At 63.6% G+C, this 14,708-nt stretch carries 11 protein-coding genes; 1 reads left to right on the top strand and 10 read right to left on the bottom strand.

What is annotated here, in order from left to right:
* The 4 genes from prfB to ACTG4J_RS10275 form a co-directional block, all read right to left on the bottom strand.
* A partial coding sequence (prfB, locus tag ACTG4J_RS10290; RefSeq protein WP_439139259.1) for a peptide chain release factor 2 occupies positions 1-974 on the bottom strand: 974 nt, incomplete at its 3' end.
* Between the two features lie 78 nt (positions 975-1,052).
* Positions 1,053-3,626, bottom strand: coding sequence for a penicillin-binding protein 1A (locus ACTG4J_RS10285; RefSeq protein ID WP_439139257.1), 2,574 nt, complete (start codon positions 3,624-3,626; stop codon positions 1,053-1,055).
* A gap of 91 nt (positions 3,627-3,717) precedes the next feature.
* Positions 3,718-4,851, bottom strand: a complete 1,134-nt coding sequence (locus ACTG4J_RS10280) for an N-acetylmuramoyl-L-alanine amidase (RefSeq protein ID WP_439139256.1) — start codon at positions 4,849-4,851, stop codon at positions 3,718-3,720.
* Between the two features lie 148 nt (positions 4,852-4,999).
* A complete protein-coding gene (locus ACTG4J_RS10275) occupies positions 5,000-6,175 on the bottom strand; it encodes a pyridoxal phosphate-dependent aminotransferase (protein WP_439139254.1) in 1,176 nt (391 codons plus the stop codon).
* Positions 6,176-6,339: 164 nt separating this feature from the next.
* On the opposite strand from ACTG4J_RS10275, the gene ACTG4J_RS10270 reads away from it, so the two are divergent.
* Positions 6,340-7,104, top strand: a complete 765-nt coding sequence (locus ACTG4J_RS10270) for a DsbA family protein (protein WP_439139252.1) — start codon at positions 6,340-6,342, stop codon at positions 7,102-7,104.
* A 100-nt stretch (positions 7,105-7,204) separates the two neighbouring features.
* On the opposite strand, the gene ACTG4J_RS10265 is transcribed toward ACTG4J_RS10270, so the two are convergent.
* The 6 genes from ACTG4J_RS10265 to ACTG4J_RS10240 form a co-directional block, all read right to left on the bottom strand.
* Positions 7,205-9,823 carry an Rne/Rng family ribonuclease gene (locus tag ACTG4J_RS10265; RefSeq protein ID WP_439139250.1) on the bottom strand — a complete coding sequence of 873 codons (2,619 nt, stop codon included), beginning with the start codon at positions 9,821-9,823 and terminating at the stop codon, positions 7,205-7,207.
* Between the two features lie 436 nt (positions 9,824-10,259).
* Complete coding sequence (locus ACTG4J_RS10260) at positions 10,260-11,576, bottom strand: sigma-54-dependent transcriptional regulator (RefSeq protein WP_439139248.1); 1,317 nt, start codon at positions 11,574-11,576, stop codon at positions 10,260-10,262.
* A gap of 17 nt (positions 11,577-11,593) precedes the next feature.
* A complete protein-coding gene (locus ACTG4J_RS10255; RefSeq protein WP_439139247.1) occupies positions 11,594-13,363 on the bottom strand; it encodes a sensor histidine kinase in 1,770 nt (589 codons plus the stop codon).
* A 48-nt stretch (positions 13,364-13,411) separates the two neighbouring features.
* On the bottom strand, positions 13,412-14,080 hold the full coding sequence (gene purQ, locus ACTG4J_RS10250) for a phosphoribosylformylglycinamidine synthase subunit PurQ (protein ID WP_439139245.1): 669 nt from the start codon (positions 14,078-14,080) through the stop codon (positions 13,412-13,414).
* A complete protein-coding gene (gene purS / locus ACTG4J_RS10245; protein WP_439139243.1) occupies positions 14,077-14,310 on the bottom strand; it encodes a phosphoribosylformylglycinamidine synthase subunit PurS in 234 nt (77 codons plus the stop codon). The genes purQ and purS overlap by 4 nt, the downstream gene beginning before the upstream one ends.
* Positions 14,311-14,368: 58 nt before the next feature.
* A partial coding sequence (locus ACTG4J_RS10240) for a phosphoribosylaminoimidazolesuccinocarboxamide synthase (protein WP_439139242.1) occupies positions 14,369-14,708 on the bottom strand: 340 nt, incomplete at its 5' end.

Raw genomic sequence — 14,708 nt, 5'->3', positions numbered from 1 at the left:
TGCAGGACATAAGACCGGATCTGGTTGCCCCAGCCCGCCTCGCCCTTGGCTTCATGGGCGGCGTTGATCGCGGCGTTGCGACGGTCCAACTCCATTTGGTAAAGCCGCGATTTCAACGCCTTCATCGCGATATCGCGGTTTTGGTGCTGTGATTTCTCGGAACTTGTCACCACGATCCCCGTGGGTAGGTGCGTGATCCGCACGGCCGAGTCGGTGGTGTTCACATGCTGCCCGCCCGCACCCGACGACCGGTAGGTGTCGATCCGGATCTCCGAGGGGTTGATGTCGATCTCGATATTGTCATCGACCACCGGATAGACCCAGATCGATGCGAAACTCGTCTCGCGCGTGCCCTTGCCGAAGGGCGATATCCGCACCAGCCGATGCACGCCCGATTCCGATTTCAGCCAGCCATAGGCGTTTGGCCCTTTGATCTGGAAGACGACGGATTTGATCCCCGCCTCGGTGCCGGGCGACATATCTTGTTGCTCGACCTCGTAGCCGCGGCTTTCGGCCCAACGCACATACATGCGCGAGAGCATCTGCGCCCAGTCGCAAGCCTCGGTGCCACCTGCGCCGGCGTTGATCTCGAGAAAGGCGTCATTGGCATCGGCCTCGCCATCGAGCAGCGCCTCCAGCTCCTTGGTGGCGGCCAGATCGACCAGCGCGGCCAACGCCGTCTCGGCCTCGGCGACGATTTCCTCATCGCCCTCAGCCTCGCCCATTTCGATCAATTCGAGATTGTCATCGAGGCCCCGGCGGATGCTTTCATGCATGCCCATGCGATCGACCAGCATCTGGCGGTCGCGCATCAGCTTTTGCGCCTTGGCCGCGTCATTCCACAAATTGGGGTCTTCGACGCGCGCGTTGAATTCCTCCAGCCGGTGCTGGGCGGTCTCGATCCCCAAACGCTGACCAAGCAGGGTCAGGGATTTGCGGATCTTTTCGATATTCGCTTGCGTCTCAGCGCGCATCTGCTCGGCCTTTATGTCAATCGCGCCGCTGATATACCAACGGGCGGGCCCGCGACAAGGCCGCGACCCCTCCCAATGTCAATACAAGCCCCCGGAACTCAAGGTGCCGAAGCCGGTTTGGGTCGGCACGCGGGCAGCGTCACCCGTCGACGTGGTCACGGTCTGGCCCTGATCGGCGGCCGCATCGCCCGCCCCGCCATCGCCCGCCGCGTAAAGCGGCAAATCCGCGCCCATGGCCCAACCGCCATCGATGATCGCCTGCGCGCCGAAATAAGGCTCTTCGCCGGCGCGGAACAATTCATAGACGACATTGGCGCCCGAGGCCCCATCGGCCAAGCGCTGCCCGGTGAAACGGTCGATCGGGAAAAAGACGCCCGCCTCCGGCACGGCGAAGGGACCGCCGCCATATTCCTCGATCGCGGCCAGCATGAATTCGTTGAACACCGGGCCGCACATACCGCCGCCCGATGCACCACGGCCCATCGGGCTGGGCTGGTCGAACCCGATATAGCACCCCGCCGCGATGGATGAGGTGAAGCCCACAAACCAGACATCGCGTGCGTCATTGGTGGTGCCGGTCTTGCCCGCCGCCGGCACCGGAAGATTGACCGTCGAGGCGGCCGTGCCACGATCGACCACACCTTGCATCATCGACGTCAGCTGATAGGCCGTCACCGGGTCGATCACGCGTTGGCGGTTCGACATGATGGCCGGTGCCAGCCCCGCACCGAGCGAGGCGAATTCGCAATCAGGGCAAAGCCGCTGATCATGGCGATAGACAGTATTACCCCAACGATCCTGAATTCGGTCCACCAATGTCGGATCGACCCTTTCGCCGCCATTGGCGAACATCGCGTATGCGGCGACCATGCGGAACAAGGTGGTTTCCTGACTACCCAGCGCATTGGCCAAGAAGGGCTGCATATCGTCATAAACACCGAAACGCTCGGCATAGCGGGCGATGGTTTCCATCCCGACATCTTGGGCCAAGCGCACGGTCATCAGGTTCCGGCTCATCTCGATCCCGGTTCTGAGCGGCGATGGGCCGTAAAAACGCTCGGAGGCGTTTTGCGGCCGCCAGATTCCTTCGGGTGTTTCCAACTCGATCGGCGCATCGATAACGATCGTATTGGGGCTGTAGCCGGAATCGAGGGCTGCCGCATAGACCAGTGTCTTGAACGAAGAGCCGGGCTGGCGGGTCGCCTGTGTCGCGCGGTTGAAACTTGAATGCTGATAGGAAAAGCCGCCCTGCATCGCCAGAACACGGCCACTGTTGACATCCATCGCCATGAAGCCGCCCTGCACCTCGGGCACTTGGCGCAGCGACCAGCGCAAGACGCTGCCATCGCTGTCGCGGGTCATGGCGCGGACATGCACGACATCGCCCACCGCCAAAAGATCGTCAGGCCCGCGCGCCTGGGCGCCGCGATTGCCCTCTGCATCGACCGGGCGGGCCCATGTTACATCTTCGGCGGGGATCAGATGGGTTTCGGGGTCATAGGCCAACCCTTCGATCCCGATGCGCGCGCGCTGCCCATCGACCTCAAGTACCACGGCCACCGACCAGCCTTCGATATCGCGTGCCACGGTTGTTTCGGCCAAGGCCTGTCGCCACTGTGCCTCATCGGCCAAACGTTCGCGCGCAAGACGCGCAGGCGCGCCGCGCCACAGGCCGCGATCACGGTCATAGCGCTCCAAGGCGCGGCGCAGCGCGATCTCGGCCACGCGCTGCAGGCTTTCATCCATCGTGGCGCGCACCGCGTAACCGCCCGAGAGAAATTCGCTTTCGCCATATTGTGCCGAAAGCTGGCGGCGGATCTCATCGGTGAAATAGTTGCGTGGCGGCATCGCGGTGCGGAACGGCTCGATATGGCCGCCCTGCACGGTTTCAAGCGCGGTGGCCTGCGCGCGCTCCATCTCGGCGCGCGCGATATAGCCGTTCTCATACATCTCGCGCAGCACGTAATTGCGGCGGCTGATTGCGCGGTCGTAATCGCGCACCGGGTGAAAATTCGACGGTGCTTGCGGCAGCGCGGCCAGATAAGCGGCCTGTTCCAAGCTCAGCGATTCAAGGTTGGTATTGAAATATGTCTGCGCGGCTGCGGCGACGCCATATGAGTTTTGCCCAAGGAAAATCTCGTTGAGATAAAGCTCGAGAATACGTTCCTTGCTCAGCGCGGTTTCGATCCGCGCGGCCAGAATGATCTCGCGCACCTTGCGTTCGATCGTGCGCGAGCCGTCGAGCAAGAAATTCTTCATCACCTGCTGCGTGATGGTCGAGGCCCCGCGCACATCGCGCCCGCGCGAGCGGACAGCCTCGACGAAGGCGGCGGCGATGGCGCGCGGGTCATAACCGCCATGCTGGTAGAAATTGCGATCTTCCGCTGAAACGAAGGCATGGGCCACCAGATCGGGGATTTCCTCGGCCGGCACGAACAAGCGCCGCTCGGCGGCGAATTCATCGACGATCATTCCTTCGCGCGAATAAATCCGACTGATCGTGGGGGGGGCGTAATTGGCCAAGGCGTCATGGCCGGGTAGGTCGTGCGAGTAGATATACAGCACGCCGCCCACCGCCATGGCGATTGCGATGACGCCAAGGGTGGCAGCGCTGAAGATCGCGCCGACAAAGCCAATGATGAATCGGATCATGCGATCAGTCCGCCTGTCATCACCACGATATAATCTTTGATAGCGGCCGGGTCAAAACACATGGGCGCGATATCGGCAAGTTGCGACCGCCTCATTGACGCACCAAGGCCATGCGCGCGGCATCCGCTTCGGCCCAGTCCATGATCGCAGCGATAATCGCACCCTGCATCGCGACCCGCCAAGCGGGGTCGAGAATATTGCGCAGGTCCGCCTCGTCCGAGATGAAGCCGATTTCCAGCAAGACAGAGGGGATATCGGCCGCGCGCAGCACGGTAAAGCCCGCCTCGCCCATCGGTCGGCGATGCAGGCGCAGATCGGCCGCGCCGATACTTTCCACCAGCGCCGCCGCAAAGGCCGTGCTGCGTGGGGCGGTGTCGATACGGGCCAGATCCATCAGCACCCCGGCCACCACATCATCGGCCCCATGCAGATCGATGCCCTGCAACAGATCGGCGCGGTCATGCTGCTCGGCCAAGGCGGCTGCGGCCGCATCTGAGGCGGTATCGGACAAGGTATAGACCGTGGCACCGCGCGCGCGCCCCTCGGCCAAGGCATCGGCATGGACAGAAATGAACAGATCCGCCGCCACCGCGCGCGCCGTGGTCACCCGCGCGGGCAGCGGCACGAAGACATCGGCTTCGCGCGTCAACACCACATCAACGAGCCCGGTCCGTCGCAGCGCATCGCGCAATTCGCGGGAAAAAGTCAAAACAAGATCGGCCTCGGTATGCGCCCCACGCACGGCGCCGGGGTCGACGCCGCCATGACCGGGATCGATCACCACCACCACACGCCCATCATCGGGCAGGCGCCCATCACCTTGCAGAATTGCTTGCGGGGCCTGCGCCTCGGGGGGGGTGGCCACCGTTGCAGCAAAGCCTGCCGCGGAAACCGGCACCAGCCGGAGGCTTACACGCGCCTGTCCCGTAAGCGGATCTGTCGTCATTTCAACGGTTTGTGGCTGCAAGGGTTGCGCCAGACTCAAAACCAGACGCGACCATCCCGCCATCCGCGCAGGCCCCGCATCCGCCGATCTGATCGCCGCGGGCCAATCGACCGTTTGCGGCCAGTCACCAAAGGCGACCTCGCGGAAATCGATCACGATCCGCTCGGGGTCGGCAAGGCTGAAGAGCCGGTAAGGCACAGGCTGGCTTAGCCCAAGGTCGAGCGTCACGCCGCCCGCATCGGCGCTGACATGGCTGTTCTCGGGCAAGAGCCGTGCCAAGGCAGCCAGATCCGCACCGGTTTGCGCGTTTGCCGCAAGACCGGACAAAAACAACAGGCATGCCGACAATAACGGCCTCAAGACTGCTCGCATCACAGGGTTTCATCCCGGAGTTCTTCGGTTATCGAAAGTTTAGCAGACGGACGCGCTACACCCAAGTCCGGATCGCACCACCCTCGCGCCGCGCGGCGAAAAATCTGGACAGGCGTGCCATGCCCTCGGTGATCTCATCGGTTCCGCGTGCATAGGACAGCCGCAAGAAGCGCGCACCGCGCGCCTTGTCGAAATCAAGCCCCGGCGTCACGGCAACGCCCGCCTCGGCCAGAATTTGCCCCGAGAGCGCCAAGCTGTCATCGGTATAGGCCGAGACATCGACATAGATGTAAAACGCCCCATCGGCGGGTGCGCTTTGGGTAAGCCCCGCCGCCGCCAAACCGGCAAGCACGATCTCGCGGTTCTTGGCATAGACAAGGCGATGGCCGTCAAGCTCGGCCCGTCCCTCGGGCGACAGCGCCGCCAAGGCCGCGATCTGGCTGGCATGGGCGGGACAGATGAACATGTTCTGCGCCAAGCGTTCGACCACGCGCACATGGTCGGGCGGCACCACCATCCAGCCAAGCCGCCACCCCGTCATCGAAAAGTACTTGGAAAACGAGTTGATGACATAGACATCATCGGTCACTTCCAGCGCGCTGACGGCGCGGCCCTCGTATTGCAGGCCGTGATAGATCTCATCAGAGATCAGCGCGATATTCTGGACGGCACAGCCATCGGCCAGCGCGGCCAGTTCCGGTTGGCCAAGCATTGTTCCGGTCGGATTGGCGGGGCTGGCCACGATCAACCCATCCAGATCGGCCGACAGATGCGCGGGCGTCGGCTGGTAGCGGGTCGTGATCTCGGTGGTCAGGCCCACGGGTGTCAGGCTCATCGCGGTCAAGATCTGGCGATAGGAAGGGTAGCACGGCTCGCCCAATCCAACACGCGCGCCCGCATCAAAAAGCGCCGAGAAGGCCAAGATGAACCCCCCCGACGCCCCGGAGGTCAGCACCACCCGCGCCGGATCGAGATCGAGATCATACCATTCGCCGTAAAGCGCCGCGATGGCCGCGCGCAGATCGGGCCTGCCCAAGGCGACGGTATAGCCCAAAGGCCCCTTTTCCATCTCGGCGGCAAGGCGGGCGCGTGCGACCGCGGGCGCACCTGTGCCGGGCTGGCCCACCTCCATATGGATAATATGGCGGCCCGCCTCTTCGGCGGCGCGGGCGGCCTCCATCACATCCATCACGATGAACGGGTCAACGGCACTGCGGCGGGACTGGCGCATTTGTGGCTCCGGGCTTGGTTGCCTGTCTTGAACCAGCCCACGGCCCCGGCGTCAACGCAAGCGGAACCAAAAGGGGGTGCGGCCAAGCGCAGGTAGCGAAGCTGTGCAAATATGCTAAGTTGCGCGCAACCCGTGATCGACCAACCAAAGAAAGCCCATCGCCCGTGTTCAAACAGCTCGCCGCCCTACCCTTTGCCCTTGCCCTCGCCTTCGGCCTTGCCGCACCCGCCGCCGCGGTAGAACTCGACAATCTCAGCGCCGCCGAGCGGGCCGCTTTTCGGGCCGAGGTGCGCGCCTATCTGTTGGAAAACCCGCAGGTCCTGATGGAGGCGATCGCCGTGCTGGAACAACAGCAAGCCGAAGCCGAAGTGACCCGTGACGCCCAATCGGTCGCGGCCAATGCCGATGCGCTTTTCGCGTCCGCCTTCGATGTCGTCCTGGGCAACCCCGAAGGCGATATCACCATCGTCGAGTTCATGGATTACCGCTGTGGCTTTTGCCGCCGCGCCCATCCCGAAGTGATGGACCTGATCAATTTCGACGGCAATATCCGGCTGATCGTCAAGGAATTTCCGATCTTGGGCGAACAATCGATGCTGGCGTCGCGCTTTGCCATCGCCACGCGGATCGCCCATGGCGACGCGGCCTATTTCGCGGTGCATGACGCGCTGATGACGATGCGCGGCGATGTGGCCATCCCCGCGCTCGAGGCGTTGGCCGCAAGCCTTGGGATTGACGCGGCAGCGATCGTCGCGGCGATGGATGATCCGCTGGTGCAGACCACGATCGACACCAATTACGCGCTGGGTCAAAGGCTCGAGATTACCGGAACGCCAAGTTTCGTTTTCGGTGATCAGATGGTGCGGGGCTATGTGCCGCTTGATGGGATGCAGCAGATCGTGGCGATGCTACGCGAGGGCGATAACTGAGCCCCGCTGCGCGGGGACCAAGGCGCACCACAAGCGGGGATCGCTTGGGTCAGGCATAGAAAAAGGGCGCCCCATTGGGACGCCCTTTTTCGTGATCGGGTCAGCCTTTCGACCACCAACCGCGGCGGCGCGGCTTGTCCGGCTCGGCGGCGGGTGCGCTTGATACGACCTCCACTGCGGGCTCGATCTTGGCGGGTTCCACCTTGGCCGGTGCGGCAGCCGGCGCAGGCGTTGGCTCCGCTGCGACAACAACAGCCTCAGGCTTGGGCGACGCCTCGGCATCAGCACTGGCCGCGGGTTTGGCACGGCTGCGGCTACGCGGCTTTGGGGCGGGCTTGGCGGGTGCCTCTTCGGCCACCGGGGCGGGCGATGCATCAGCTTCGGCTGCAGCCTCCACGACGACGGGCTCTGCCTTGGCGGCGGCGGGTTTACGGCTGCGCCGCTTGGGCTTTTCGGCGACCACTTCGGCGACCGTTTCCGTCACGGCGTCGCCCTGTGGCGCGGCGGGGGCGGCGGCGGGCGCTTCGACAATGGCGTCGCCTTCACCCGCGGCGTCGCTGTCATCCTCGGCGTCGCTTTCGCCCTCGGCGACACCATCGGCATCGGTTTCGACACCGTTCTCGCCGATTTTCTTGCGCCGTCCACGGCCACCACGACGGCGGCGGCGTTTCTTGCGCGGGTTATCCTCGCCGTTCTCGGCATCGGCGGCCGCGCTGGCCACAGGTTTGGCGGCGGGCGCATCGCTATCGTCATCCTCGTCGATCTCGACATCGACGCTGGTGTCGGCCTCATCCTCGATCTCGTCCATCAAGGTGGCATCCATCGCGATCACCGGCGAGACGGCCGTGATCTTGCGCGTGGCGGTCTTGAAACGCTCGAATTTGAAATCGGGCGAGACCATGGTGACATCCGCCTCGATGCGGATCGACATGCCGTAGCGCAGCTCGATCGCCACGAGGTAATCGCGCTTTTCGTTCATCAGGTAGTTGACGATATCGACCGGCGCGATGACCTTGACCTCTTTCGAGCGGCCCTTACCGCCCTCTTCCTCGAGCTGGCGCAGGATCGACAGCGCAAGGCTGTCATCCGAGCGGATCAGCCCGGTGCCATGGCAATGCTTGCAGGGCTGGGTCGTCGCCTCGAGCATGCCGGGGCGCAGACGTTGGCGCGACATTTCCAGAAGTCCGAAGGTCGAGATGCGGCCGACCTGAATGCGGGCGCGGTCGGTCTTGAGCTTGTCTTTCAGCCGCTTTTCGACCGCCAGGTTGTTGCGCCGCTCATCCATGTCGATGAAGTCGATCACGATCAGACCGGCCAGATCGCGCAGGCGGACCTGACGGGCGACCTCTTCGGCGGCTTCGAGATTGGTTTTGAGGGCTGTCTCCTCGATCGAGCCTTCCTTGGTGGCGCGGCCCGAGTTCACGTCGATGGCGACCAGCGCCTCGGTGATGCCGATGACGATATAGCCGCCCGAGCGCAGCTGCACGGTCGGGTTGAACATATCCGCCAGATAGCCTTCGACCTTGTAGCGCGCGAAGAGCGGCGTGGGATCGGTATAGGCTTTCACGTTCTTGGCGTGGGACGGCATGATCATCTTCATGAAGTCCTTGGCATGGCGATAGCCTGCCTCGCCTTCGACCAGCACCTCGTCGATCTCGCGGGTATAAAGGTCGCGGATCGTGCGGTGGATCAGATCACCCTCTTCGTAGATCGGCGCGGGCGCGATGGATTTCAGCGTGAGTTCGCGGATCTGTTCCCACTGGCGTTGAAGATATTCGTAATCGCGCTTGATCTCGGTCTTGGTCCGCTGGCTGCCCGCGGTGCGGATGATCAGCCCCGCGCCCTGAGGGACGTCGATCTCATGGGCGATTTCCTTGAGCTTCTTGCGGTCGGCGGCATTGGTGATCTTGCGGCTGATCCCGCCGCCGCGTGCGGTGTTGGGCATCAGCACGCAATAGCGGCCGGCGAGGCTGAGATAGGTGGTCAGCGCCGCGCCCTTGTTGCCACGCTCTTCCTTGACGACCTGCACCAGCATGATCTGGCGGACCTTGACGACCTCTTGGATCTTGTAGCGCCGCGCGCGCGGTTTGCGCATCGGGCGGATATCTTCCTCGGCGTCGTCATCGGTGATGGTTTCGGCGGCAGGCGCGCCCTCGCCATCGGTATCGGTATCGCCGTCATCATCATGTGCGCCGTCATCGCCCGCATCGGCAGGGACGAAATCGGCGGCATCGCCATCGTGATCGTCACCATCTTCGGCACCTTCGCCCAGATCGACGACCTCCATCCCCTCGATCGCTTCGACCTCGGCGGTGGCAATGGCATCGCCTGCCATCGCTTCGGCCTTGGTGTCGGAGGATTTGCGGCGACGGGTGCGGCGGGCGCGCTTGGGCTTGGCTTCTTCCTCGGCCTCATCGGCCATGGCTTCGGCATATTCGCGCTCTTCGCGCAGCAGCGCCTCGCGGTCGGCCACGGGGATCTGGTAATAATCGGGGTGGATTTCCGAGAATGCGAGGAAACCGTGGCGGTTGCCGCCGTAGTCGACAAAGGCGGCCTGCAACGAGGGTTCGACCCGCGTGACCTTTGCCAGATAAATATTTCCTGCAAGTTGCCGCTTGTTCAGCGACTCGAAATCAAACTCTTCGACCTTGGTTCCGTCAACCACGACAACCCGGGTCTCTTCCGGGTGGGTGGCATCGATGAGCATCTGCTTTGCCATTTTGTCCTTGCCCGCGACAGGCCACGCGCGCGCCCCGGCGGTGCATTGCTGCACCGGACGGCGGGGGCGATGTCGCGATATTTGTGATGAGCGATGCCGGGGGCCGTGGCGACGGCTGAGGTGGTGACCCCTGCCCGTCTTGCCATGTCTGTGCCCTTACGGTGCATCGCGTCTGTCTCCGGTCGTGCCGATGATCGGCGCGCCCATTCATGCCCCGTTGCGGGGGCGGTTCAATTTGGGTCGAACCGATGCGGTTCGCGCCCGAGTGACCTGCTGTCCCTGTCGCGCTCGGGAACCTGCGCGGATGGGGGATGCAGAGAAACTTGTCCAAACGGCAAACTGCCGTCCTTGCACATTAAGGGCCGCCGGGAACAAAACGCAATGGCAATTCGTGCACGCCGCGATGCGCGCGTCCGACCAAGCCAAGGCAATGGCGTTACAAATAATCCGACCGGCTCAGCCCGTACTTGGCCATTTTCTCGTTCAACGTCCGGCGCGGCAGGCAAAGCTCGTCCATCACATTGCCGATCGCACCGCGATGGCGGCGCATGGTGTTGTCGATCAACATCCGCTCGAAAGCCTCGACATATTCCTTGAGGGGCTTGCCCTCGCCGATGGCTTGCGGCGCGATCTCGGCATTGTCGGCCATCAGGAGCGACGCGATCGAGCCCGAGCCGCGCCGCTGCTGCAAGATGGCGCGTTCGGCGATATTGATCAGCTGACGCACATTGCCGGGCCAAGGCGCTTGCAAAAGCTGGGCGGCCTCTTGGGCTGTGACCTGCGGTGCCTCGGTGCCGTATTCTTCGCCGAATTGTTCGCCGAAACGGGTGAAAAGGGTCAAGATATCCTCGCCCCGCTGGCGCAGCGGCGGAAGGTCGATACGCATGGCCGCCAGCCGATAGAAAAGGTCGGGCCGCAGGCTCGCCTCGCAATGTTCGGGCTCGGGCGCATTGCAGATCGCCACGATTCGCGTTTCCGCGGGCACGCCTTGCTCATTGATCACCGTCAAGAGCCGCGCCTGCAGCGCTTGCGGCAGGCTGTCGATATCTTCCAGCACGAGGGTGCCGCCGCGGGCCTGTTCGACCAATGGCTTGTCTTGATCCTCGCCCACCGGGCCGAAGAGGCGCGCGGCCAGTGTCTCTTCGTCATGCGCCGCGCAAGACAGCGCGACGAAACTCTTGCCCGCGCGCGGGCCCACCGCATGCAGCGCATGCGCCACCAGCGTCTTGCCGGTGCCGGTCTCGCCGGTGATCAGCACATGGCCATCGGCTTGGCCTAGATCGAGAATATCCTCGCGCAGACGCTCCATCACGGCGCTGGTACCGATCAGCTTGCGCATCAAGACCGTGCCATCGCTGAGTTCGCGGCGCAGCGCGCGGTTGTCGAGCGTCAGGCGCCGCTGCTGACCCGCGCGCTTGGCCAGATCCGTCATCCGGTCGGGGTTGAAGGGTTTCTCGAGGAAGTCATAGGCCCCGATCCGCATCGCCTCGACCGCCATCGGCACATCGCCATGGCCGGTGATCATGATCACCGGCAGGCCGCTATCGACGCCCATCAGCCGCTTGAGAAAGGCCATGCCATCCATGCCCGGCATCTTGACGTCGCTGACCACCACACCCGGCCAATCCGAGCCGATCACCTTGAGCGCGTCTTCGGCCGATGCGAAAGTCTCGGTCTCGAACCCTGAGAGCGCCAACCACTGGCTGATCGACTGGCGCATATCCTGTTCATCATCCACGATCGCGATCTTCATGCGCGCTTCCCTTTCACTTACTGTGCCGCCTGCGTATCGCCGCCAGATAGCGGCCGCAGTCGGATCTCGAACACCGCGCCGCCTGTTTCGCCATTGCGCGCGGTCAACCGCCCGCCGAAATCGGTGATGATCCCCGACGAAATCGCCAGCCCCAGCCCCACCCCCTCTCCGGGTTTCTTGGTGGTGTAGAATGGCTCGAACAAGGCATCGAGATCGTCAATCCCCTTCCCGCTGTCGCGCACGGTCAGCACCGCCTCTTCGCCCTCGGCGATCAACAGGTCCAACTCGCGTTTATCGACATCCTTCAGCGCGTCGAGCGCGTTGCGCAACAGGTTGATGATCACCTGCTCCAGCCGAAGCCGGTCGGCCAAGACCATGACGGGGCGGCGGGGCAGGCTTTGGCTGATCTCGACCCGCGTGGTGCGCAATTGCGGCTCCATCATCGTGAGCGCGCCCTTGAGCGCATCGCGCAGATCGACGGGCTCCATCGCCTCCGCGCCCTTTCTGGCATAGGATTTCAGTTGCCGCGTGATCGCGCCCATCCGGTCGATCAGATCGTCAATGCGCTGGAAACTCGACGCGGCCTCATCAACGCGCTTGCGCTGCAACAGCAGCCGCGCGCCGGCCAGATAGGTCTTCATCGCCGCCAAGGGCTGGTTCAACTCATGGCTGACGGCCGCCGACATCTCGCCCAGCACGGCCAGTTTTTGGCTTTGTGCAAGGCTTTGCTCGGCCTCTTCCAGTGTCCGCTCGACGCGCTGGCGTTCGGCGATTTCCCGCTGCAGCCGCGCGTTCAACCGGCGAAGCTCCGCCGATTCCCGCTGCAGACGAAAGGACTGCATCCGGGCGCGGCGCCCAAAAACATAGAAGCCCCCCGCCAAGAGCAAGGCGAATCCCATGATTTGAAGCGACAAGACACCGTTCACCCGCTCGCGGACCGAGGTGAAGGTCGTGTAGCTGACGATACGCCACCCGCGAAACGGGATGCGGCTTTCAAGGCGGATCACATCACTATCGAAAAAGCCGGGACGCGTTTCACCGAATGCGAAATCGCCGGTGGCCTGGATCGCGCGCTGGATGGCGGTTTGCACCGGCTGCAGGCTCAGCGCCTCGGCCTCCGTGCGGCCGCGCCAACGCGGTTCGGTCGCCAAGATGATGGCCCCCTCGCTGTTCATCAGGAAGATCGCCTCGGCCGCACCACGCCAGCGTTCGATCAGTCGCGACAGGTCGACCTCGACCACCATCACCCCCAGCAGCCGGTTATCCGTGCCGCGCATGGCGCGCGAAAAGGTAAAGTCGAACCGCCCCGTTTCGGGCTCGTTCGAGGTAAAGACCGTGTCATTGGACCGCGTGGCCTGCACGAAAAACGGGTCGCTACTGCGCCCTTGGCCCAAACGCTCGCGATCGGTGGCGGCCACGACGCGCCCGTCACGATCGAGCAGCATGAGCGAGGCGGCCCCGATCTCGTCGATGTAAGAGATCAACCGCGAGCTGGTTTCGAGATAACTCGCCGTCTCGAGCGAGCGGATCAGCACCGGATCGCGCGACAGCAAGAGCGGCACGACCGAGTGGCGTTGCAGTTCCGATTGCAAGCTGCCCGAATAGATCGCCAAGCGCAGCTCGGCCCGGTTGCGGGTCGTCTCAGTGAACCGCTGGGTCAGATAGGTATTGGACACCCAGATGATCGCGCCCGCGCTCAGCACGAACAACACCAATACCGCGCGCAGTATCCAGCTGCGCCGGCGCAGCTGCGGGTCTTGCGGACCATGGGGATCGACGGTGATCATGCCACTATCGTAGGGGCCCGCGGCCCCGCGCTCAAGCGGCGCGCGCGCTTAGGCCGCCACCAATGCTTGGGCGAGGCTTTGGAACATCACCGCGCCATCGGCGCCGCCATGGGCCGGTTCCATCGCGCGCTCGGGATGGGGCATCAAGCCCAGCACACGGCGATTGGCGCTCAGCACGCCCGCGATATCATCGACCGCGCCATTGGGGTTGCCGACATAGCGAAAGGCAACCCGATCCTCTGCCGCCAGCCGAGCCAGCGTATCGGGATCGGCGACGTAATTGCCATCATGATGCGCGATCGGAATGGTGATCTCGGCCCCTTGGGCATAACCGCTGGTGAACAGGCTATCAGCCGTCTCGACACGCAGCTTTTGCGCACGGCAGACGAATTTCAGCCCGGCATTGCGCATCAAGGCGCCGGGCAGCATCCGGGTCTCGCACAAGACCTGAAAGCCGTTGCAGATCCCCAAAACATAGCCGCCCGCCGCCGCATGGGCGGCCACAGCACGCATGATCGGCGACTGCGCGGCAATGGCACCGCAGCGCAGGTAATCGCCATAGGAAAACCCACCCGGCACGCCGACGATATCCACGCCGGCGGGCAAGACCGCATCCTTGTGCCAGATCATCTGAGTCTCGAAGCCCGCGGCCCGGAAGGCCACGGCCAGATCGCGGTCACAGTTCGAGCCGGGAAAAACCAGAACCGCCGCCTTCACGGACGCATCTCCACCCGGTAGCTTTCAATCACCGTGTTGGCGAGCAGCTTTTCGCACATCGCCGTCACATCGGCCTCGGTCGCACCTGCGGCCAGATCGAGCTCGATCACCTTGCCTTGGCGCACACCTGCCACACCGTCAAAGCCAAGGCTTCCCAAGGCCGCTTTCACCGCTTCGCCCTGCGGGTCCAGCACGCCCGATTTCAACATCACGGTCACGGTGGCCTTCATGCGCGCCTTCCCTTCATCTTTCCAAAAATACGCAACGCCCGACCCAGCGGCTTGCGCGTCAGTTGATCAGCGTGGGCTTGGTCACGCCGGTTTCGCGTTGCGGCATCACACCCAGACGGCGCGCCACCTCGGTATAGGCATCGGCCAGATTTCCCAGATCGCGGCGGAACACATCCTTGTCGAGCTTTTGGCCCGTTTCCATGTCCCACAAGCGGCAGCTATCGGGGCTGATCTCATCGGCGATGATCAGCCGCATGTAATCATTGTCCCAGATCCGGCCGATCTCGATCTTGAAATCCACCAGCTTGATGCCGACGCCCAGCATCAGCCCCGACAAAAAGTCGTTCACGCGCAGCGCAAGGCTGATCATGTCGTCCATATCTTGCTGGCTGGCCCAG

The sequence above is a fragment of the Roseicyclus sp. genome (genome assembly GCF_965662675.1).
In the GTDB taxonomy this organism is placed as follows: domain Bacteria; phylum Pseudomonadota; class Alphaproteobacteria; order Rhodobacterales; family Rhodobacteraceae; genus Roseicyclus.
Note: the sequence above shows the minus strand (reverse complement) of the source record. Positions and strands in the feature narration are given on the sequence as shown.